General features: G+C 58.8%; 12 protein-coding genes. 4 read left to right on the forward strand and 8 right to left on the reverse strand.

From position 1 onward, the window contains the following. Positions 1–87: 87 nt before the first annotated feature. The 7 genes from M5R41_09180 to M5R41_09210 form a co-directional block, all read right to left on the reverse strand. On the reverse strand, positions 88–354 hold the full coding sequence (locus tag M5R41_09180) for a hypothetical protein (protein ID MCZ7556560.1): 267 nt from the start codon (positions 352–354) through the stop codon (positions 88–90). Continuing rightward, the gene (locus M5R41_09185; protein ID MCZ7556561.1) at positions 335–916 is read right to left on the reverse strand and encodes an RNA polymerase sigma factor; all 582 of its coding nucleotides are present in this window, start codon (positions 914–916) and stop codon (positions 335–337) included. Before M5R41_09185 ends, M5R41_09180 begins: the two co-directional genes overlap by 20 nt. Before the next feature lie 64 nt (positions 917–980). After that, entirely contained in the window at positions 981–1,718 is a 738-nt protein-coding gene (locus M5R41_09190; protein ID MCZ7556562.1) for a M48 family metallopeptidase, read from the reverse strand. A gap of 9 nt (positions 1,719–1,727) precedes the next feature. Continuing rightward, entirely contained in the window at positions 1,728–2,357 is a 630-nt protein-coding gene (locus tag M5R41_09195; GenBank protein ID MCZ7556563.1) for an O-methyltransferase, read from the reverse strand. A 384-nt stretch (positions 2,358–2,741) separates the two neighbouring features. Then, on the reverse strand, positions 2,742–8,009 hold the full coding sequence (locus tag M5R41_09200; protein ID MCZ7556564.1) for a VWA domain-containing protein: 5,268 nt from the start codon (positions 8,007–8,009) through the stop codon (positions 2,742–2,744). A 59-nt stretch (positions 8,010–8,068) separates the two neighbouring features. Further along, positions 8,069–9,409 (reverse strand): thymidine phosphorylase, encoded by a 1,341-nt coding sequence (locus M5R41_09205; protein ID MCZ7556565.1) that lies wholly within the window; start codon positions 9,407–9,409, stop codon positions 8,069–8,071. 333 nt (positions 9,410–9,742) lie between these two features. Next, on the reverse strand, positions 9,743–10,192 hold the full coding sequence (locus tag M5R41_09210) for a PepSY-like domain-containing protein (protein ID MCZ7556566.1): 450 nt from the start codon (positions 10,190–10,192) through the stop codon (positions 9,743–9,745). Between the two features lie 531 nt (positions 10,193–10,723). On the opposite strand from M5R41_09210, the gene dnaX reads away from it, so the two are divergent. The 4 genes from dnaX (at position 10,724) to polA (ending at position 18,582) form a co-directional block, all read left to right on the forward strand. Next, a complete protein-coding gene (dnaX, locus tag M5R41_09215) occupies positions 10,724–12,199 on the forward strand; it encodes a DNA polymerase III subunit gamma/tau (GenBank protein MCZ7556567.1) in 1,476 nt (491 codons plus the stop codon). Positions 12,200–12,273: 74 nt separating this feature from the next. Further along, a complete protein-coding gene (locus tag M5R41_09220; GenBank protein ID MCZ7556568.1) occupies positions 12,274–14,763 on the forward strand; it encodes a hypothetical protein in 2,490 nt (829 codons plus the stop codon). A 4-nt stretch (positions 14,764–14,767) separates the two neighbouring features. Beyond that, the gene (locus M5R41_09225; GenBank protein MCZ7556569.1) at positions 14,768–15,532 is read left to right on the forward strand and encodes an exodeoxyribonuclease III; all 765 of its coding nucleotides are present in this window, start codon (positions 14,768–14,770) and stop codon (positions 15,530–15,532) included. A 341-nt stretch (positions 15,533–15,873) separates the two neighbouring features. Then, entirely contained in the window at positions 15,874–18,582 is a 2,709-nt protein-coding gene (gene polA / locus M5R41_09230) for a DNA polymerase I (protein MCZ7556570.1), read from the forward strand. 164 nt (positions 18,583–18,746) lie between these two features. On the opposite strand, the gene M5R41_09235 is transcribed toward polA, so the two are convergent. Beyond that, positions 18,747–23,546, reverse strand: coding sequence for a T9SS type A sorting domain-containing protein (locus M5R41_09235; protein ID MCZ7556571.1), 4,800 nt, complete (start codon positions 23,544–23,546; stop codon positions 18,747–18,749). Positions 23,547–24,453: the final 907 nt, after the last annotated feature.

Consider the following 24,453-nt stretch of genomic DNA (forward strand, 5'->3'; position numbering starts at 1 on the left):
TCGTATCGTGAATCGGCGGGCACTCCGTACGCATGAAGTGTCCGCCGCGGACTGTTCGAGTATGATGCGCAACCGTGCGCATCGGGTTCACTGTTGATCTTCGATGCCGAGTGTTGCGAGGAGGCTGTTGCGGGCGTGCTCGGGGAAGCAGGGTGAGGCCGCGCGGTAGAGACCGATCATTTTATCCATGGAGTCGCAGTAGGTGCTGCAATCGGGGCAGGATTCAAGATGCTTCTTCATCTCACGGCAGCGCTCGGAGTTTTCATCCTCTCCGAAGTGGCCGCAGATATAGCTTACCACCTCCTGGCAATTCTCGAAATGCGTAGTCATCATATCATCCGTTCTGCTGTTCATCGAAAATGGGTGCGAGTTCGTTGCGCAGGAAAGACCGCGCGCGGTGCAGACGCGATTTCACGGCGGGGACGCTGAGGTTCGTGATGTTCGCGACCTCTTCGGTGGACAGGCCCTCGACATCGCGCAACATGAACACCACCTTGTACTCAGGTGACAACTTTTCTATCGCCGCGTCGAGATGCTCTTTGAGATCCGCGCGCTCCACCGCCAGGTCGGGATTGAAATCCCAGTGATCGACGGCGATTTCAGGGAACTGTGTGTCTTCGTCGTCGAGGGACACATGCCGGCGGGATTTTTCGCTGCGCGCCAGCATGAGGCAGTGGTTGGAGATAATCGTGTACAGCCAGGTGGAGAATTTCGAACGATTGTCGAACTGATGCAGCTTCTTGAGCATGCTCATGAAGGTTTCCTGCGTCGCATGTTCCGCGCGATCCTGATTCCTGCAAATATTGTAGGAAAAGCGGTAGATCACCGGAGCATATTCGTCCACCAGCCGGCGTATCGCGCGGGCATCGCCCTGCTTCGCCTGTTCAATCACCTGTACTTCGTCGTCTGCACTCATAGGGTATGATGCGTCAGTTTCGTGAATGATTCACCATCATGGAAATGTACACAAGGCGCGGTAATTACGCATCATCGCCATCCCAGGCTTCGAGGAGCCACGTATGGTCGCGGAGTGTCTGCCGCAACTGCCGGTAATCGGGACAGTGCAGCTCGACGAGCTGCCAGAATTTTCGTGAATGATTGAGTTCCTGAAGATGAGCCAGCTCATGGATCAGCACATAGTCACACACCGCACGCGGGAGACAGACGAGCAGGATGTTGAGACTGATGCTGCCCTTCGCGGTGCAACTCCCCCATTTGCTGGTCTGTCTGCGCACCGCGATGCGCGTCGGCGAAAGTCCCATCCCGGCGGCGAGCTCCGTGCAGCGCCGGGTAAGATACCAGCGGGCGTAATTGCGCAGCCATGCTTCGCAGAGCGGCCGCACGAGACGGTCGCTGTCGTTGATTCCCGACGGCAGGTCGAGATGCAGCTCTCCCGCTTCGAGTCGCACGCGGCCTTTGCGGCTGTTCCACCGCCCCACTTTGAGGGTCAGCGTCTCGCCATGTAACGGAACGGTTTCGCCATGCTGAAACGTGATGCCGGGTCTGTTCCGGCGCTGCTCCTCGTATTCACCGAGCTTGTGCAGTATCCAGTCCGCCTTCTCACGCACCAGCGCATGCATGGCGGTTTCCGGACAGCCTCGCGGTGCCGACACCCGGACACCGGTACTGCTGGACACGGTGAGCCGCATGTGGCGGTTCTGCCGCGTCTTCAGGAGGCGGTATTCGATTGCCACACCCTTATGTACCAATCGGTGCATGCGGCGGTGTCACCTGAGCTTGCGACAGAGCAAAACGCCATCGCGGATCGGAAGGATTGCCGCATGGCAGCCGGGCTCCGAAAACGCGAGGCGATTCAACGCGACAACTCCCGCGGTCGCTTCCCTCGTGTCTCCTTCCAGCATGCGTCCGCTCCACAGCGCGTTGTCGAACGCAAGGTAACCGCCCTGGCGCACTCGTGGAAACGCCGCACGGAAGGCAGCAGGGTATTCGTGCTTGTCGATGTCGCAAAAAATAAAATCGAAATCACCTTCCATTTCGGAAAAAATGCCAAGCGCGTCGCCGCAGTGGAATTCGATCCTCTCACTCACGCCGACACGCTCGAACGCCTGTAGTGCCCGATCGCGATGTGCTTCGTTGCCATCGGTGCAGAAAATACGCGCGTCTTCCGGCAGTGCGGAGGCGAACCACAACGCCGAATACCCGAATCCCGAACCCAACTCCATGACGCGTCGCGAGCCGACGCTTGCGGCAAGCATGGACAAGACATTCCCCACCATCGGTCCGATTATCGGGAAGGACTGCTCCTGTGCATAGGCTTCCAATTCCAGAAACACCTCATGCCGCGGTGGGAGGAGGTTGGTAATATATTGTTCTATTTCCGGGGTCGTGATGATCATAGGGTAAAGGGTAAAGGGTGAAGGGTGAAGGGTGAAGGGTGAAGGGTGAAGGTGAAGAGTAAAGAGCGGAAAGTCGGAAAAAGGTAAAAAGGTGAAAAGGTGCAGACAGTTATGTGCAGCCCATTCTTCAAGGAAGGATTTGGCACATCGCAAGTGGAGGATCGAAAGTCGTTCCGCTGGACAACACGTACATCGTTCCGCCTGAGGCGGTTCCATCGTAAATACATTTGCCCCTCCACCGCTGACCGCGCCGCGCCGTCCCCCATGTGCAAGTAGTGAGTAAGGGATTGATTACGCGCAGGTCCGGAACGAGGCGATGGCAGGGGCTGTGGGACGGCGCTGTTTTCGAATGCGTCCGATGCCTGAAGTATGTATACCATCCGTCTATTTCGCGAGGAGCATTTTTCTCGTGAGTACAAGCGCCCCTGCCCGAAGGCGAGCGAGATAGACTCCGCTCGGCAATTCACCCGCGTCGAAGGTCACACTGTGTGTGCCCGCTTCAAGTGCTCCTTCATGCAGAAGACGCACCCTGCGGCCGTGCGCGTCGAGCACCTCGAGTACGCCATAGGCACCATCCGCCGCGGCATCGACAGAGTACTCGATACGTGTAGACGGATTGAAGGGATTGGGGGCATTCTGTTCCAGCACCAGCATGCTCTTCAAGGGCTCGACGCAGTCGCCGGCAATGGTCACCGCGCCGTCCGTCCATATCACCGCGATGCGGGGACCGAAATTCAACGGTGTGCGGTATTCGACGGGAAGCACGGAGACGTCGAAATGACGGTCGAAGCCCGGACGCTCCAGCGCCGTCGCGCGCAGTTCGAGCAAGGTACCGCCTCCGGTGATCGAGCGTCCGCCCTGACCGACGATGCGCATACCATCCGGCAGATCCGTTACATCGAGGATCCAGTCGGAGGTGAGCGTCCCGGCGGACTGCACGGCATCGATACCAATGGCACTGCGATCGAATCGCAGGGTGAAGTCGAACTCCGTCACTACTGCCTGCGCGCTATTCCCGATGTGCAATGGGATAATAAAACTCCGGCCGATCACCCCGATGAGATTATCGGGGATGCTGAGCGTTATGGCGGTGACACGACCCGCGATCAGCGTTTGCGTCGCGCATTCCACTGAAGCTGTCTGCGCCGACGTCACGGTGAACAGCATGTTCGCCGTCAGATCCTCCTCCGCGACGGAAGCCACACAACTGAAGGTTACCGTGGCGGAAGATCCGGATGGCAAATCGAAGCCGAGTGGCTTGAACGTCCCTTCGCCGGGCGCGGGCACGACATTCGGCGGCAGATGAAGATTGATCGTGACGTCCGTCAGTGTGGTGTTGCCATTGTTGGTGATTTCCACTGTGACGGGGAACGGCGACGGCTGCAGAGTGCCCGTTCGCGCGTCGTAATGAATGGTGTCCGGCGAAGCACAGGTAAGAACCATAGAAGCACTGTCCACCGGCGGCGGATGGAAGAGCACAATATCCTGTGCGCAGGAGCGCCCTGTCACACCATCGGCTGAAGCGGTAAAATTGACGCGTACCGTTTTCGTGGAAGTTTGCGCGAGACCGCGGCAAAGCCACACGACCGTCGTTTTGTCCCCGGGGCGAAGTTCACCCGGGACGTCCTTCGTTAGCGTCTCGCCAAGTTCGGGCGCGATTTCCGGCGGAAGCGCCACCGATGCGCGAATACCGCTCACGGAGGAGGCGCCGGTGTTCACGATGTCAAGGCTGACCGGGAAAGGCGCGGGTCTGTAGCCGAGCGAGGCACTGAGGAAATACAGCGTATCGGGAGCGGCGCAGCCGACGCCGATGGAGACGCTCGCCTGTGGTGGCGGAGTGATCACGAGGACCTTTTCGCAAACGCGGAAACTGCCGAGTCCATAAATACGCACACCGATGACAGCGGCGCGAAGGACCGAAGCGGTGTCTTTCAACACTCGCAACCGCCATCTGATGGTGGTCGCGGCTGACGGGCCAAGCTGCAGATAGTATTTATCCAAACCCTCGCCCGGGCCAAGGACGACCCCTGTCGGCAGGGTAATCGACAGGAACACTGAATCCAGATACACCGTCGATGTATTTACCAATTCGACCGAGAACACGACCTCGGGATAGTCGCCGGTCATGTCGTCGTAGCGCAGGGTGTCGACGGACAGTGCGCAGGAGGCAGTGAAGGACTGCTGGTCCTTCGGTGGTATGTCGATGGTCAGGCAACAGCGGACCGGCGAGACGAAGCGTGCGCTTGATTCGAAGCAGACCTCGGCGGAGTCCACAGTCGTGCCTCGCGTCACGACCATACGCCATGTGAAACTGTGTTCCTTCCCTGGTTGTAATGAAGGAATAGTTTGCACAAAAGGTTGATTCGCCGGCAGCAATCGGAGCCGTGCCGGTACCTCGACACGCGTCGCGATATCAAAGGCCACTGCCGTTCCGTTATTCCGTACCGTCGCGGATACGATCACCGTATCATCAGACCCGGCCGATCGAAGCACTGCGCAATTCAACTCGAGATTCGGCGTGCGCGCGGCGGGGACATAGACGGGGACGAGACAGGGGGCTGTCTGCTGCAGAGTTTTCCCCTTCGCGCGGACCTGAACGGCAAGTGTATCCATGCGAGCGCTGCTGCGCGGCGTGGCGCGGACCAACCAGCGTGCGTTTCCGTACTCGCCGGTATTGAGGGTGGAGGGTGTGAGCAGTTTCGCGGGCTGCTCGCCGGCGGCGAGCGTCATATCCGGCGGAGGCAGCAACTCGGCGACAATGGAATCGGCAGAGGCGCTTCCGACATTGCGTACGTCAACAGAGACGATGAAGGGCTCGGGTTCGTATTTCCCGAGATAATCACTGAATACCAGGCTGTCCGGTCCGTTACAGGCCAGTTCGAGCACCGGACCACTGACAGCTTCGATGTAGACAAGTTTGCTGCAAATCGCACCACCGCCGTTCGCGGCATACACCGTAACACGCACAGTATCCATGCGCCCGACGGGGCGGTCGAGAATGCGCACGCGGAAGCTGCCCTCCACGCTCGCGCCGGCCGCGAGCGAGTCTTTCAGAAGTTTGAGCGCGACATCGCCGGGATCAATCGAGAGCTCGGCGCCTTGCAGTAAGGCGGCGGAAACACGCATTGCGGGCGTGGCACCAGTATTACTCACACGAACGGCAAATTCCACCGGCTGCGGTTCATATCCGCCGTTGACGTAGCGAACCGTGTCCGGGCCATCGAGTGTGCAGGTGATACTCGGAATGGCGTTTTCCACGAATAGATCCACGGGTGTGCAGCACTGCGCGCCGGGGAAATTCTCTGCGGAGATGCGGACACAGATCGATGCCGTTGCGCTCGGTGCGCCGGACAGCTCCACAACCCACGTCACCGTGGCACTGTCGCCGGGAAGAATCACCGCGCCATTCGGAAAGTCCTTGGACAAGAAATCGGACGAGCCGATGCGGAGGAAGGGCGGCAGTTGCAGATGTCCGCGCGTTGCGGTCATGTTCAGCGTGCTGATATTCTTCACCGTCGTGGTAATAAACCACACACGGGGATCGTATTCTCCCGTACCTTCGTCATGGGTGATGACGATGGGATCGGTGCACTGCATGCGCACACGCACCGGTGACGCGGTGATATACAGAAGATTGCAGCATTCGGCCGTATCGAGGCCCGCCGCAACTTTGACACAGAAGGTCAGTAAATCCGATGTGGGGCGTTCGAGCGGCCGCACCATCCACGTCACCCAGCCCGTATCCGACTGCGTCAGGGTTTTCGGATTTACGAAGGTGTTCACCGGGGTGGTGCTGTCCACCTCGAAACCTTCGGGGACGTGAATCCACGCGCTGATATTCCGCGCGTCGAGTTCGCTTCTGTTGCGCACGCGGGCGCGCACGGGAAACACTTCCGGCATGTAGCGATTCAGACTGTCGCTCCATTCCACTCTGCTGATCATATCACATTCCAACTCCAGCAATGGCCGCGCACGCTCCACGGTGATATAGGTGCAGCAGATCGAAGGGAGCCCGCTGTCGGGCACCACCTCGATACACACAGCAATAGTCCGGGCGGTGTCTACCGGCAGGACGCGCAGATTGAAGGAGGCATATTCGGACGAACCAACCGGGAGTTCTCCTCCGCCGACAACGTACGTATCCGATGGCGAGAGCAATTCCGTCCCCCAGGGGACGATGATGCGCACACGTGTATTCTTCGCGGGCAGAGAACCGCGATTGGCCACGTTGACGCCGACGGTGACATCGCCATTGTCATACTTGCCGTCCGGATAGTTCCAGGTCACGTGCACGGTGTCGTCGCATGCAACTTCCAGGGAGGGACGTTTATGAATGGACACATTGCTTGTCCGCGCTTTCAGCGGCATGCAGTCCGTGGTTTTTTTGTCGACAAAGAACGCCGGATAGACGAAGCTCGTGTCTTTATTGATCTTCGGTGTCCGGTAGCGGACAAGAAGCAGCGTATCCGGCCCACCCGGAATAAACAGCGGCGCCATCAGCTGAATGCCCACGGTATCCATCACGCGTCCATAAAGCAATTGGGTCGTTTCCGCGAGAAAGCCCTGCGTGATCATACCGATGTATTGTATCGGCGGACGCTCGAGAATCTTGATGCGGAGATCATTGAGAATGGTACCCGCCGGAGCGTCTATCATGACGGGGACGTGCATCTCACCGTTCTCAAAGGCGGCCGTGGAATCGAACCAGACATGGACGGTGGGAAGATTCGGATCCAGCGGTGCGGTGAAGGTCACCACCGCTGTATCCGCCAGGCCGCAGGCCTCGGCGATGATCTGCAGTTCACGACGCGAACCGTCGGCGCAGTCGCTGACGTAATTCATGATGCAGTCGTTCGCGCCATTGGTCACCAGCGACATCATCGAATTGTATGCCGGAATGATGTCATCGGGATGCTTGATCTCGAGGAACATGCCCCCGGTTTGATCGGCAATCTGACGCAGCTGATCGAGGCCCTGCGTGTTCAAGTCGTAGGACAGCCCGATACAGAACACCGGGATCATGAGCTGCTGCGCACGGGTAATCACATCCGACAGCGAGGCGATGCTGTTATTGTCGTCACCATCCGAAAGCACGATCACCGCTTTGATCTGATTGTTGCCGTTGTTCGCCACTTCGTTGAGCGCTTCGATAATGGCGTCGAACATCGTCGTCAGGCCGTAGGGATAGATGCGGCTGATGGCGTCGAAGAGCAGTGCGAGATTGTTCGTCATCCCCGTGTGCATCGTCACATCGTCGCCAAAGCTGAAAATCGCCCCTTCGTCCTGTCCGCTCCAATGCGTCTGGAAAAGCTCCACAAAGCGCCAGGCACCTTCCTTGATGCGGTAGATACTGGTCCCGGCTACGGAACCGCTGCGGTCTAGCACCAGGGCCACGGACACCGGCTCCGTTTGCGAAGGACAGGTCATGGACACGAGATTGCGGAATTGCCCGTTCTCGGTAATACGCACCTTGACCTGATTGATATTGCTGGACTGCTGTCCGCCGCAATACGCACGTACATGCACTTTGACGTTCGGAAAAGCCCTTGTGTCCACATGCAGTATGCGCACTTCGTTGACCGGCTGCGCATCGGAGGCGACCGGGAGGGAAAAAACGGCGATGAGGATGAACAACAGCATCAACGATCTCATGCTATCCTCGTTCAGTGGGGAAAGACACGTACATCAGACAGAAGCAATATCGTCTTTTTTTACACATGATGCGATACCCACGGTTGAATGCCTTCCGGAGTGACCAGCGCGAGAATCAGGGGCGCTTCTGCCGGCTGTCCGTATCCGACATCGAATGCGGCCAGCGCCCGGTCGCGGTACTGCACGAGTGCTTCGGTGCTCGACGAGTACAAACGGCACAACGGTTCATCCGCTTCAACCTGCTCGCCGGCTTTTTTCCACAGCACGATGCCCGCGGTGGGATCGATACCGTCGCCGTTTCTCTTGCGTCCGGCCCCGATTTCGGTGGCGAGCAATCCGAGCATACGGGCGTCGATACGGCGCAGCGTTCCGCTATGCGGCGCGCAGACCTCCACCATGGAATCGGCGTTGCGATAACGCAGCGTCTCGCGTACGAAGGAGGTATCACCGCCCTGCGCCTCGATGATATCGAGGAAACGTTCCCAGGCGAGCCCGCTGCGCACCATTTCCCGCGCCACTTCCATGCCCTCGGGTATCGAGCGTGCTTTGCCTCCGAGGTGAATCATCATGCCGGATAAAGCATAGGTCAGTTCCATCAGATCGGGCACAGCGGCGCCTTGCAGGCAATCGGAGGCTTCCACCACCTCAAGCCAGTTGCCTATGGCACGGCCGAGCGGCTGATCCATGTCGCTCACCAGAGCGCAGGTCCGAAGACCGAAGTGCTCTCCGACGCGGACGAGCAAGCCGGCAAGATCAAACGCTCGCGCTTCGTCGCGGATGAAGGCGCCCGAACCGGTTTTCACATCCAGCACCAGCGCTGAAGCACCGCCGGCGAGTTTCTTACTGATGATGCTGGCTGCGATGAGCGAGGGGATCTCCACGGTGGCCGTCACGTCGCGGAGCGCGTACACGACGCGGTCAAGCGGCACGAGGTCGTCGCTTTGTCCCGCCAGCGCGGCTCCGGTCCGCTCGAGGACTTGCATAAAGCGCACGGGAGCGAGCTGCGTGGAGAAACCGGGAATGCTTTCGAGCTTATCCAGCGTCCCTCCTGTGTGACCCAGGGCCCGGCCGGAGATCATCGGAACTTTCACGCCTGCGGCCGCCACGATAGGCGCCACCAGCAGCGAGGTCTTGTCCCCTACCCCGCCGGTGGAGTGTTTGTCCACCAATGCGCCCTGCACGGCGGCGAGATCGAGGCGCGTACCCGAACGGAGAAAGTGCTCTGTGATGGCGAGCGTCTGCTCCATATTCAGCGGCGAGAAGTAGCAGGCCATGAGAAAAGCGGACATTTGAGCGTCCGCCACATCGCCATGTAAAAAGGCCGAAAAGAAGCCCTCGAGTTCGTCGCACGAAAGCAATTCCCCGTCACGCTGTTTCCGTATGATTTCCTGAGGAAGCATGATTACGCCGAAGTGATCAATAAAATATTGTACGAAAAGGAGGAGGGAAATGCAATGCAAAAAGCTGATGACTTACGTTAAACGTTAAACGTTAAACGGGAATCGGCCCGCCTGCGCTCGCTTGTACCGACGGCTGTGCCGTGGGCCTATGATGCTTCGGCGGGCAGGCAATCGAAAATCGTCCCGCTTTCGCTCCCCTGCACTGAAGATCGTGCTTTGTGCCTGCGATGCTTCGGCGGGCAGGCAATCGAAAATCGTCCCGCTTTCACTCTCATGCACCGACGATCATGCCTTGTATCTGCGATGCTTCGGTGGGCAGGCTGTCGAAAATCGTTACTCAAGGTCCATTTCTATCAGTTCCTTCAGGAGGACTTTGCCTGCGGCGGAAAAGCGCACGATGAGGGCCTCGGATTCGCTTTCGAGAATGGCCTCGTAGTAGCCTTCGGCTGAGGGGAGTTCGACCTTGGTGACATCGTACATTTCGTAGTCCGGGAACTGTCTGGCAACGGCGCGGTGGACGGCTTCCGGGACGCTTTCATGCTCGAGGTAGAGAATGGATCCCAGCCATACGCCCTTGGCGTTATACCGCGCGCTGATTTCGGTTTGCGTCAGCATGAACGTCGCGACGTACTCTCCTTCCTCGGTTACATCCCAGATAACCGCCTCGGCCTTGGGGTAGCGCTGCGAAAGAGCTTTCTCCGCTGCCTGCGGAATGTCGGTCTGCTGCGCCGACAGAGTGGCGATGAGAGTGAAATAGAAGAAAAATGCCGCTGCTGTTTTCATGAGGCCGCCGGTGATACGCCTTGCGTTGGGAGTATGGGTTTGAGAGCTTCAGTCACCCGCAGAGAATCGCCCTGAAGCGGATGCCTGGCGCAAGAATACGACATACAAATATAGAAGGACGGAGAGACCACACACAAGGAGATTCCATCGCGAGCAACATCGACAGGCAGCAGAAATTGCTCCTTCCCGTGTCCGAAAATACGACGGGATTCTCCCCTGCAGAAGAATACGACGATGTGTACGAGTCCCTCTCATGCAGGGCGCATCTCAGCAACAACGACTTGCCAGGCGCAACTGCCTGAAATCCTGCCATCGCAACAAAGCTACGGGACGCTCGCAGGCTCTCAACCGGACGAAAAATCTTCTCCAATCCCGCGAAAGCGTATCGCCAGGACCGCGGATCGTGCCACATCGTCAGGATGCTGGCGAACATGGACCCGCACGGGACCACATGGCATACCGTACGCTGCGCGCTTGCCTCCCACACCGTATTTCTCTACTTTATAGAATTGATTCTGAGAGAAAGGATTCATGTCGTTTCTTGTCACCGCCCGGAAGTACCGGCCATCCACTTTCGCCGAAGTCGTCGCCCAGGCACATGTGAGCAATACCTTGCTCAATTCCATTCGTCTGGGGCGGACGGCGCACGCATACCTGTTTTCGGGTCCGCGCGGCGTAGGAAAAACGACCACGGCCAGAATTTTCGCGAAGGCGCTGAACTGTCCCAATGCCGTCGAGGGCGAGCCCTGTAACACCTGCGATACCTGCGTGGAAATCGCGGAAGGCCGCTGCATGGACGTGATCGAGATCGACGGTGCCTCGAACAACGGCGTGGAGCAGGTGCGCACGATACGGGATTCCGTGCGCTACACGCCAAGCCGTGACAAGTACAAGATGTACATCATCGACGAAGTGCATATGCTCTCGAAAGGCGCTTTCAACGCGTTGCTCAAGACGCTGGAGGAGCCCCCCGCGCATGCGCTGTTCATTCTTGCGACCACGGAACCCCACAAACTGCCTCCCACCGTCATTTCCCGCTGCCAGCGCTATGATTTCCGCCGCATCGCGGTGGAGGACATCGTCGGCCAGCTGGCGCGCATCTGTGCGCAGGAAGGCATTACCGCCGAGGAGGCCGCGCTGTTCACCATCGCCCGCAGGGGCGACGGCTCCATGCGCGACGCGGAGAGCATCTTCGATCAGGTGGTGGCGTTTTGCGGCAACAACCTGAGCTACGAGGCCGTGCGCGAAGTGCTGCACATCGTGGATCAGGAAACATTTTTCAGAGTAACCGATCTGATCATCAACGGCGACACCGCCGGGGGCTTCGCCCTCGCCGAAGACGTCGTGATGAGCGGATACGATATACAGGATTTCCTGGCCGGCCTCGAGGAACACTACCGCAATCTGCTTGTCGTACGCGCGACCGGAGATACGCGGCTGATCGAGGCACCGGCGGATGTGCGTGACCGCTACGCGGCGGTCGCGAAGGAATTTTCGGAAGGCGACCTGCTGCGACTGCTCCGGCTTACCGGGCAGACCATGCAAAGCGTCCGCTACAGCGCGCAACCCCGCCTCAGATTCGAGGTGGCGCTCATCGACATGATCAAGATGGACTCCACTGTCGAAATCAGTACCCTGCTCTCGGGCATGGGTCAGGGCGGGGCACAGCTACCGCAGCCGCGTCGCCCGCAGGCACAGCCGGCCGCCGCAAGTCCGGGCAAAGTTGCCGAGCCCGTATCGCCCTCCGCGGCGGTGACGATGCTGGGCACCCCAGTCCCCGTACCGGACGCGGGCGAACAGCTCCGCGGCGCCGAAGCGGTGTATCAGAAAGCGATGGCGGCAGCTATGCCATCTATCGCGGCGTCCCTGAATCCGAACAGTACATCCCTCCCCAGCAGACCGCCGGAAGCAACGCTTCCCCACCAGGCCGTACAGGACAATCCCGCGCCACCCATCGTGCAGATGCTGATCGATCGCTTCGATGCCGTCATATTACGCAGCACGTGATTTTTTAACAACATGGCAGCGGCGCCGATAGCCGCGACATCACAGCCTCTATGGTTTAAGAGGGATTTCAACCTATGTTCATCAGTACCATTACCGGGACCGTCACCGAGCTGACGCCCAACAATCAGACACGTTACCAGTGCACCGTTACGCTCACCGTTCCCCTGGAAGAGCTGACCAACATCGAGCCCGGGCGGCTCATTGCGACGGAAAACGTGCTGTTCACCTCCAAGGAGAAGCGCTATACCATTCTCCAGATCATCGACACCTTCCCTGCTCTCACGGACAGCAAGTCCAAGAAAGCGGGCCTGAATATGACTTGCACCGCGATACCGCTGGGACAGGAATTGCTGCATCTCGGCGCCCGCAAAGGCACGGAGATCATGCCATCCGACACCTTTCCCGCGCACGGCGGTGGTGTGGAGGTGCTCGACGATGAGATGACGCGCACCATCATTCACCACATTGCGCCCGACAGCCGGGTGACCGAACACGGCCATCGCATCGACATCGGCAGCTATAGAAGCAACCCGAATGTGAGCGTGGGAATGGATCCTTCCTCGCTACTGCGGGGCAACGGGGCGGTGATCAGCGCACGTCCGCGCGCGCGCACGACAATCACCTACAATTTGATTTCGGCGCTCTTGCAGCAAATGGAGCAGCACGTGCACGTCGTGTATCTCGATGTAAACAACATGGGCACGCTCTCGCTCGCACCGCTGCTCACCCAGTTCGAGCATGCCAGTGTGCTGGCGCTGAACGACAAGTTCGTGCCGTCGAGTATTTTCAATGCCATGCGCAATCTGCAGGACCGGTCCATGCACAAGCGCGCAGTGCTGGATTTCCTCGATATGATGATTCTTCCCTCCGTGCTCGAAGAACGCCGGCATGATTTCAGCTATGCCATTTCGGGTTGGATGCGCGCAAACAAAGTCGCCATCTACCGTCCGAACGAGCAGACCATCGATCAGTTCATCAACGACATTCGCGTGGACATTCTCGACGGCACCGAGGAGGACGCCGAGGAGTACATCACCGAGCTGATGAACGGCATCGCCGAGACGTATCGCGGGGAGCGTTTCAACGAGAAGAACACCCGCGACTTGCTGGACATGATCGAGGAATTCAGCCGCGATGCGCGCATTCAGAGCGCGCGCCGCACACTGTACGATCTCAAGGCGGAGGTTACCTCGGTTTTCGAGACGTACTCGAAAGATATTCCCGCACCCGCGCGCCGTTCCATTCAGGACCTCGTCAATCAGCTCAACGACGACACCAAGTCCAGTCTGCTGGTAGTACAGGGACAAAAAACCACAGACATACTGCGCTTTGTCGGTACACTCGCGCAGACGCTGGTGGACGAGAGAATCAAGCGCCTGAAAATCCGCACACCGGTGCTGTTCATTTTCAATAACATTGACGACTATGTCAACCGCAATGGGAACGGCGTCAAGGAAGCGGGGAGCGACCGCTTTGCGGACAGCGTACAGCTCCTGCAGACCAACGGCCGCCGGCATGGGCTCGGCTTCTGCATCACCGCGGAAAGCGCTTTCGCCATTGATCACTGGCTCGCGCGGCGCGTGGGTTCCTACTTTATAGGACCGATCACCTTTGTGGAAGAGCCCGGCCGCATCGCCGATCTGCTCAACGTCTCCGAAGATCTTGTGCGTCCGGCAGTACGTTATGAAGACGGTGACTTCCTCTTTACTTCCGCGGATTCGGCGTATCACCGCAGAGTGCCCCTCCCCGTGTGCACACCGAAGAACACCTCCGTGATACACGCGTTTCTCGACACGCTGCGCGACGAGCAGGAACGTCGCCGGCAGGAGTATCAGGCGCAGGAAGACGAGCGGCGGAAGCGCTACGAGGAAGAGCGCGCCAGGCGTCGTGAGGAGCAACCCGTCGAACAGGCGGAGACGACGGAGGCATTGCCCGACGCAACGGAAGCACCGCAGCCGGAGCGCGATGAGCGTCGCGGCGGACGGGACCGTCGGGATCGTCGCGATCAGCGGCCACAGCGGGATCAGCGCGATCAGCGCGATCAGCGCGATACGCGTCGTGAACAAACTGCCCGCGTTTCCGCAGCCGTGCAGCCCGAAGAAGCGCCGACTGTCAGCGCTGAAGTGGATTCCGACACCAACACCTCCGCAGACGTGACGCAGGAGACGGCGCAGCCCGCCAATGCGGAAAGAGGCGCTTCGCAACAGGAGCGTCGCACATCGCGGGGGAAACGTGGCGGCCGCGGGCGGGGGAAGCAGGGACGGAGCGATGCGAACGAGCCGCAAGCTGCGGCAACCACCGAGGCAACGCGTGAATTGATGTTCGAGGAATTCGATCCCAATTCAGGCTCCGCGAGCAAAACGACTCCGCCTTCCAGACCGGAAAAAGCCGACAATGATTCGGGCAATGCTGCGACACCTGCCGAGGCTTCGGCCAACACGGCCGCCGGCGACGCGAAAGCGTCCGACGCGAAAGCGAAGCCCGCGAAACGCCCCGCGCGGCGCCGCGGTGGCAGCACCAAGCCTAAAGGTGGTTCATCCAAAACGGAAGGAAAGGACGAATAACGACGTGAAGCTCGTTTCGTGGAACGTCAACGGCATACGTGCCGTTGCGAAGAAGAATTTCTTTGATTATCTCGAAAGCGAATCGCCCGACATCCTGTGCGTGCAGGAAACCAAAGCGCACGAAGAACAGCTCGACGAATCGTTGCTGACCCCGCCGGGGTATTACACATACTGGCATTCCGGAGAAAAGCGTGGCTACAGCGGCGTGGCAACCTTTACAAAAAAACGACCGGAATCCGTTTCCCGGGGAACCGAAATCATCCCCATGGACACCGAGGGCCGCGTGTTGCGGACGACGTACAAGGATTTTTTCCTGTACAACATCTACTTTCCCAATGGCGGACGCGGCGAGGAACGGCTGCGCTTCAAACTCGATTTCTACGAGGAGATTCTCACGCATTTCGAGGCCGAACGCGCCGCCGGACACCCGCTGATCATTTGCGGCGATGTGAACACCGCGCACAAGGAAATCGATCTGAAGAATCCGAAGCAGAACGAAAAAACCTCCGGCTTCATGCCCATTGAACGCGCCTGGCTCGACAAGATCACCGCGCTGGGCTATGTCGATACTTTTCGGCATTTCTATCCCGACGCCGAGGATCAGTATTCCTGGTGGGACATGCGGACCGGGGCGCGCGCGCGAAACGCGGGCTGGCGGATTGACTATTTTATCGTCACCCCCGACGTACTTCCGCGTTGCCGTGACGCCTCGATACAAATGGACGTCCAGGGCGCCGATCACGCGCCCGTGGTGCTGGAACTGAAATAGAATCGGAAAAAGGCGGTCAGAATGGCCGCCTTTCTTTATTTACCACGTAGAAATGTTAAACGTGAAACGTTAAACGAGTCGGTTTCAACACCGTATTCGCAGAAAAGACGGAACACGCAGAATCGTGATTCGTACGTCGTGAGATTTGCGATCTCTTCACACTACAGATCATCGTTTAACGTTTAACGTTTCACGTTTAACGGATTACGATCTCTTCACTTTTCACAACATCGTTTAACGTTTCACGTTTAACCTCCTTCGTCCCTCGTCCGCCGCTTCCTCCGTATCGTTCACTTCGCTACCTTTAGTCTTTGTCGGAATCATCACATCTCGCAAGCATTATGGAACGCCTTTTTCTCATCGACGGAATGGCCATCGCATACAGAGCGTACTTCGCCTTCATCAACCGGCCACTGATAAATTCAAAAGGATTGAACACCAGTGCCCTGTTCGGCTTCGTCAGCACACTGGATAAAATTCTCTCGGACGAAAAACCGGATCACATCGCGGTGGTGTTCGACACCAAACATCCGACCTTCCGGCATGAACGCTATACCGAGTACAAGGCGACACGCGAAAAAATGCCCGAGGACATGGTGGAGCAGCTCCCCTGGCTCAAACGCATCGTCGAGGCCTATAACATCCCCTGTCTGGAACTCCCCGGCTGGGAAGCGGACGACGTGATCGGCACTCTGGCCCGGCGCGGTGAACAGGAAGGTCTCGAATGCTTTCTCGTGACGCCGGATAAGGACTATATGCAACTCGTCACGGAGCAGGTGAAGTTGTTCCGGCCCGGCAAGACCGCGGATTCCTACGAGATCATCGACATCGAAGGTGTGCGGGATAAATTCGGCGTCCGCCCGGATCAGGTGATCGACGTGCTGGGACTGATGGGCGACGCCTCCGACAACATCCCCGGTGTTAAGGGTGTCGGAGAAAAAACCGCCATCCCCCTCGTGCAGGAATACGGATCCATTCCTGCGATCTATGACAAGCTCGACAGCATCCCCAAGGCAGGCCTCCGCCAAAAACTCGAGGATAACAAGGACATGGCCATGCTCTCCCGCGAGCTTGTCACCATCGATGTGCATGCACCCGTCGAAATCGATCCGCACGAGCTGCGCGCATCGCCGAAGAATATAGCGCTCCTGCGCGAATTGTTCTCCGAACTCGAACTGAAACGTCACCTGCAAAATCTGATGGAAGACGCAAGCGCCCCAGAAGGTGAATCGTCCGCCGCGGGAGCCGGCATCCGGACAATAGCATCCGTTGAGCATGATTACATCGTCATCAATGACGATCTGGCGCTTGCGGCGATGGTCGCGGAAATTGCCGGGCACGCCGAGTTCTGCTTCGATACGGAGACCAGCGGACTCGATCCCCTGCAATCCGAGCTCGTCGGACTGTCTTTCGCCGTTCGACCGCAGCATGCATGGTATGTTCCTGCAAATGGCGCACTGCCGATCGATCGCATTCTCGACGCCGTGCGACCTTTGTTCGACGGCTCCCGCACGCTCATCGGACAGAACGTGAAGTTCGATCTGCTCGTCCTCGCGGCCGCCGGTATGGAAATCGCCGCCCCGCTGTTCGACACCATGTTGGCATCCTATGTCATCCGCCCCGACGGCGAGCACGGCATGGACGCTCTCGCGTTCCGCTACCTCGAGTACCAACCGGTCTCAATCGAAACATTGATCGGCAAGGGGAAAGGACAGCTCTCCATGGCCGACGTAGCACTCGACGACATCGCGGAATATGCGGCGGAAGACGCCGACGTCACACTGCAGCTCGCCCACGCTCTGCGGCGCGACGTCGAAAGTACCGGACAGCAGGCATTGCTCAGCGACATCGAGTTCCCCCTCGTGCATGTGCTCGCCGATATGGAATTCCGCGGTGTGCGCATAGACATCGACGCGCTTGGCGAAATTTCCGCTGAAATGGAAAAACAGATCGATCAGACGTGCGGCGATATCTATTACCAGGCGGGAGAAATCTTCAACATCGGTTCGACGAAGCAGCTCGGCCAGATTCTGTTTGAAAAACTGAAGCTGCCTTCGGGAAAAAAAACCAAAACCGGGTATTCCACCGACGTATCGGTACTCGAATCCCTGCTCGGCCTCCACCCCATCGTGGAACAAATCCTCGGCTATCGGCAGCTCACCAAGCTGAAAAGCACGTATGTGGACGCCCTGCCCCGCATGGTCAATCCGCGCACGGGACGGGTGCATACGTCTTACAATCAGGCCGTTGCCGCAACGGGACGCCTCAGCTCCACCGATCCCAATCTGCAGAACATCCCCATACGCACCGAACGCGGACGGGAGATTCGCCGGGCTTTCGTGCCGGCCGACGACGCGTTTGTCCTCTTGTCGGCGGACTATTCTCAGATAGAACTGCGTCTCGCCGCAGAGATGTCCGGCGACGCCGGCCTTATGGAGGCCTTCGCAAGCGGCGAGGACATTCACAGCAGTACGGCGATGAAGCTCTTCGATGTGCCTGCCGGAGAACTGACCGCCGAGATGCGGCGCCGCGCCAAGACGGTGAACTTCGGCATTCTCTACGGCATCAGCGCCTTCGGCCTCGCACAGCGCCTCGGCATCTCCAACGCGGATGCAAAGGATCTGATTGACCGCTACTTCGACCGCTATCCCGGCATCAACGACTACATGGCGCGCACCATCGCCTTCGCCAAAAAACACGGCTATGTCGAGACGCTGCGCGGTCGCCGCCGCTACATCCCCGACATCTCCAGCAGCAACCGCAACGTGCGCATGTTCGCCGAGCGCACCGCCATCAACGCCCCCATTCAGGGCAGCGCGGCGGACATGATCAAACTGGCCATGATTGATTTGCACCGCGAACTCCGCCGCCGCAAATCCGTCTCGGCCATGATCATGCAGGTCCATGACGAACTGGTTCTGGAAGTGCCTCACGCCGAGTTGGACGAAGTGCGTGAACTCACACTGAACATCATGAAATCCGCCATGCAGCTTCAGGTCCCCATCGAGGTCGACGCCGGCTGGGGAGCGAACTGGCTGGAAGCTCATTGACGCGGCCGTTCCGCAGCTGACGACGACGATCGCCCCGCAGAATGTACTGTACGGAGAATGCGGCAGATCTTCATTCTGCGTCGGCCATCGGCCATCACACAATCCGTAACGCACAGCGGGCCCCCATCAAGGGGCCCGCTGCGGTTATCTGATCTGTCGTGCGTTTACCGTGTGATGATCAACGGCCGTGTGACAAAGCCGCCGGCGGAAGAGAGCCGGACAATATACGTACCCGCCGCGAGTGCGGATACATCGAAGCGCGCGGCATGCAGCCCGGAAGACTGATGCCCCTGCCACACCGTGCTCACCCGCTCACCAAGCTGATTGTACAGCTCGAGGCGAATGTCCATCGGCGCCGCCATCGCGTAATTGACCGTGACGGAATGCATGGCAGGATTCGGGAAGCTGTGCAGCAACTCGAAATCCGATGGGAACGACGAGGCCCCGCCGCCGCGCACGGAAAGCACCGTCGTCGTGATGCTCACCGTGTCGGTCGCAAGCGCGTTGCCCTCTTCGTCATAGGTGGTCCACCGCACCACGGGAATACCGGACGCTGCGGAGTCGCGTGCGACGACGAGGTTGAAGTACTCGCTCGTACGGCCGGTCGCTATCGGCGTGTCGAAGGTGAACAGTACTTCCGTGGCGCCCTGCTCGTACCCTTCAAGCATTTCATATCCGCCGCGAAGCGTCGCGCCGTCCCAGTGCTTGCCCGAACCCGCGATGATCACATCGGTAGGCGCTTCCACATTGATGGACAGCCATTTCACGGGCGAACCGCTTCCGGGATTCTGCATGCGCAGACGGTTGGCGTACACACGATCCTTGATCGGATCGCTGATCACCACACCCGTCCCGATACCCAACTGCGCTTTCCATGGCCCGTAGGTGTAGATACAACTGTCGCCGTCCGCATGATGCACGACGATCTGCACATTGCCGGTCCAGTTGCAGGAGTAATTGATGGCGAGATTGAAGCTTACCGCCGCGTTCGCACTGATGAAACCGGTGGCCGGAATCCGCGTGTACGGGCCTGCCCAGGGAGTGGCGGTGTAATCCACCTGTAGTCCGCCGCCGATGAACGTACATGGCGTCGGCACGGGTGTGATGGTGACATGCGTGATGGGTGACGCGGGCACCTTGTTGTTCGTTATCGTGAACGACCTGCCCGACAGACTCAACGGGCTGGAGATGAAGGGCTTGACCTTCAGATCGTCACAGCGCTGCAAGGGGGTGCGGTCGCAGGTGTACTGGAAGCGCACAACGCAGGAATCCTTGTCATGATGTATGACCAGCGTCACCGACACGGTGTTGGATGGCGTATTCGGCACGGCCTGGAACATGAAATTGATGTTCGAATTGCAGGCCGGACTGTACAGGAGAATGCCGGAGGTGCTGCCCACCGCTGGAGGCGACACCGGCATACACGGCATGGTCGTGAAGCTGTTGAGCGTACCGCCCGTGATGTAGTAGGAGATGGACGTGATGGGCGTGCTCGACGCGTTGACAATGGTCGCCTTATAATCGCAGCACAGCGTGTCCAGTTCCGCCTTGACAAGGGAATCGCAGGGCAGATCCGAACAGGGCGTGATGTCGAAGCAGATGCTGTCGCAAAGGATGCGCTTTACGGGTTGCGGACCCTGGAAATAGCCGTAGCGGATGCAGACAAGCGCGTCCGTCGGCGGCGTGTCGGTAAACGTCACTGTCTGCGTACTGCTGCCGACCGGAATGTTGAGCGTCGCCGGAGCCACAGCGCCTTGGAAGGACTCGAACCAGACGGTTGCCGTGCTCGACGCGCTGTTCGTGAAGGTGATATCCACCGAGTAGGTACAATTACCGCTGGAGTTCGTGCCGGTGCTTGACACCTGCTTCACCTGCGCCCGCAGCGAGTCGCAGGGATCGCCTGTATCGTCGCAAGGCGGCAAATCAAAGCACACGCTGTCGCAGACCACACGCACAGGAGGCTGCTGGCCCAGGGTGATACCGTATCGTATGCACGCCAGTACGTCCGTTGGGGGAATATCCGTGAAAGTGAAAGTCTGCGTACTGACTCCGACAGGGAGGTTGGCGCCGGCAGGCACCACGGAGCCCTGGAAGGAATCGAACCAAACCGCTATCGGTCCGGAGGACGTATTGGTGAAATCGATGTCCACGCTGTAGGTGCAATTGCCAACGGCATCCACGCCTGTCGCGTTGATGGACTTGAACTGTGCCCGCAGCGAGTCGCAGGGATCACCCGACGCACAGGGAGGCAGGTCGAGACACAAACTGTCGCACAGTTGCGGCGCACCCGTGGGATCGAGCACACCGTAGCGAATGCACACGAAAATATCCGTCGGAGGCGTGTCGGTAAAGGAGAGCGTGTCCACCGTCGTGCCGGTCGGGATGAGCAACGGCGAGGGATTCACCACACCGGAGAACGACTCGAAATAGCCCATGGTCGGAGCGCCGGTGTTCGTGAACGTCACGATAACGTCGTACGTGCAGTTCCCGGCCGAATCAACACCGGTATTGAGCACGCCGTTCAGCACCGCTTTGAAGCAGCCCTCCTTCGACGTGGTGTCCTTGACCACGGTCACGCAGGCGGTTCCGGACTCGAGATTGCCGATCACCTGATCGCTGATCACCGTGCTGTTGATGAGATGCCGCACCGCGCCGTTTGCGGCGAAGGTGTTGCACGATGTTGTCTGGTCCTGCGCGCTTGCGGGCACCGTGGCCGTGAACAGCGAGGTCGCGGAATTCCCCGCTGGTATCGGCGCGGAACCGAAATACCAGCCGAGATTTCTGTCCGCTGCGAGAATTCCCGGCGCCCAGCTGCCCGTAGTGCCGCAGCCGCTGGTAAACATCGCCGCGGGCGCTCCGGCCGGTGCGAATATGTTGACGTTCGCGAAGCCCGCTGTCGCATTCCGATAGCCCGTCGCAAGCGGCGAGGTGGATATCGGTGATGCAAAGCCGATATCGAACGCGCTTCCCCGCGGACTGCACGGACCGAGTATCAGATTGTCGTTGGGTGCATTGTCGCGCGGCAACAGATCGGCGAAGGTGACATGCCGCAAACCGACGCTGCCCGGCGCTACAGTGAGACGCAGACGGTAGTTGACGTTCGATCCGGCAAGTGTATTCACCGTCGACGCCCAGCTTGTGGTATCCTTGGCGACGGCCTTCTCGAGCAGGAAGCCGGTCGTGCCGACCACAGTGACGAGATCGGTATTCGACGTTGTCGTGCCGGTGAGATTGCCGCCGGAAATCGTGAAGTTGTTCGGGATGTTGCCCAGAGCCGACGTGTCCGCCACCTTCACATCGAATTCGATGAAATAGTACGGGACGCCGAACGCTCCGTACATGCCGCAGGCGCCATAGAAAATGTTCTGGCAGGTCGCGGCGATACTCGGAAGCGTAAAGGTCAACGTGTTGCCTGCCTGCGCCACGGAGACTCCAGTCCAATTCGAAGTCGGTGTGCAGGGGGTGTTCCAGGCGGTTCCAGTATAGTAAGACGGATTGCCGACATACTGCAGATTAGGATTGAGCACATCCGTGATGGTGGCACCGGTGATGGGAAGCCCGCCGATGTTCTGCACGCGCAGGCGGTAGCGGAAAATGCTTCCCGGCGTGTACGACGGCTGCTTGCTGCACACTTCCTTCCACAGGCAGGGTGTCGGCGCGGGCGCGCTGACCGTGAAGGTCGCGCAGGCCGTCAATGGCGGTACACCGACGATGGTTGCATGCGCACAGTTCGTTATCGTGCTGCCCACGGTGGCTGTTGAGGGGATAGTGAAATTCACCTCGAAGTAGCGACATTGCGTCGGAGGCAGCGGGGATGAAAGAGTGACAGTGACAACGTTACCCGTGAGCACCGCTGTCAAGCCCGTGGACACGGTGCCGAGCGAGATGCCGGTCAGTGCTGCGGGAATGGTGTCGGTGATGGTCATGGAGCTGATTGTGGTGCTGCCGTTGTTGCACACCCAGATCATGTATTTACCCGTGCATCCGGGCTGACCGTTTGTGTACACGTACTTGGCGAGCGTCCCGCTGGTCACGGACTTGATTTCCACACAGGTCTGCTGACTTGTGTGATTGGCGGGACCGCAGGGATTGTTCGCGCTACCGAGCGTTCCCTGAAGCGTGGCTTTGTTGGTAACCTGCGTCCCGGTCGGGAAGGTAGCCGGCGGATACGCGATGGTATATGTGCAACAGACCATCGTGTACATGGGTAAGGCGGAGAGCGCTCCGATATTCCAGGTGATGACGTTGCCGACCTGTGTCGCGCCGCAGGACGAGCTGACGAGATACGCTCCGGCGGGCAGGGTGTCGTACACCACCGCATTGAACATATTGAGCTGCCCCGTCAGGCCGACATTCTTGTACACGCAAATCTGATAGGTGATGAGGGAATCCGCCGTAACGTACGGACATGGACCCGGCTGCGTGCCCGCGCCCACAACCCATTTCCCGATATTCCAGGGATTCGAGGCCAGTGCGGTGGTCGAAACGAAGCCGGTACAGAAATCCACCGGCACCCCGCTGAGCATCGCGGTCAGGCAGACGTTGTTCCGCGCGGTGGTGCCGGGGCAAGTGACGCCGTTGGGAAATTGCACGGTGACGACGAAGGATCCCGAACAGCCCGAGGGCACACTCGCCCATGAAAGAGAAACGGTACCCGACGAACCCACCGGCGGCGTGACCACCGTGGGCGTACCGCAGGCGCTGGTGACGCTGAAGCTCTGGAATGTCACGCTCGACGGCAGTACATCCGTGATCGTCACATTCGTCGCGCCGGCTGGTATGGAAAAATAGACGGTGTATGAAAAATTCTGTCCGGTGGCTATCGCCGTGTCGCTCACGACCTTCTTGAGCGTGAAGCCGTTCGACTGCGCCTGCGCCATGAACGATTGTGCGCTTGCGCCGGCGGTTCCGGCAAGCACGAAAACCAGACACCAGAAAAGTACAGACTGTATGGACCGTTTCATGATAGCATCCTGAAATAATGTGAATGCGTTTGAGCGAAATTCTGCAAGAACCATCACTGCCTCATCGGGCATAATCCAGGCGATCATCGCGAATCGGCCTTTCGTCGGGCAACATGCACCGGAAAGCGATCCTCCCGAAGCGCTGGACCGTTGCAGGGCTGTCTAGATTGCCGCAGCGTGATGCGTCGCCGTTTGGACTGACGCTTCATGGACCGCCTTCCTGGCGTCCCCGAACATGTTTATATGGACGTCGGGAGCCTTCAAGGATGAGCAAACGGTCCGGGTGCTTCGATCTGGGATGTTTCGTGTCCTAATATAGCGGACATTTTGCGAAAAGCAAGTATTTCAGAATGTTTTTCCGATATTCGGATACCACCGGCGCAGGGCATCACCTCCCGGTCCGGTTAGTGTATGACGTTCGGTCCGGTGTCTCCATCATATCCCGGCACCCTGAATACGGAACCATCACTGCGTGACGGTTTTTATCGAGTGTGATAGAATCTATCAAATATCGTCATGCCGAGTCATGTAACCATCAGCCTGAGGCTGACGGTTTATTTCGAGTGTGACATGCATTCGAAGCGGTCTACTCAAACCCCGTCACGCTGAGCGAAGTGCTGCGGCAGGTTTTCGGTCTAAGGTACAAATACAGGTCAGCACGCAGTCGAAGCGCCCGCGTCTGTCCTGTTCGGTGTTCCCAAGTCCCGATCCCAACATGCCATGAGCAATCCAGCAACCATTCCGCCCGGACGGACGTCGGTTCATTTCGTGGATGACGTTGTGTCCCGGTTGTTTCTGCCCCTTCGGCTCCGCTCAGGGCCCGAAACGCCGTCGCCGGTGGCTGAGCGGAGCCGAAGCCACCACGGAAGATCGTATACTAAAATGCGCGGTAGCTTTCGCGTTAATG

The organism is Bacteroidia bacterium, from assembly GCA_027493955.1.
In the GTDB taxonomy this organism is placed as follows: Bacteria; Bacteroidota; Ignavibacteria; order SZUA-365; family SZUA-365; genus JAOSJT01.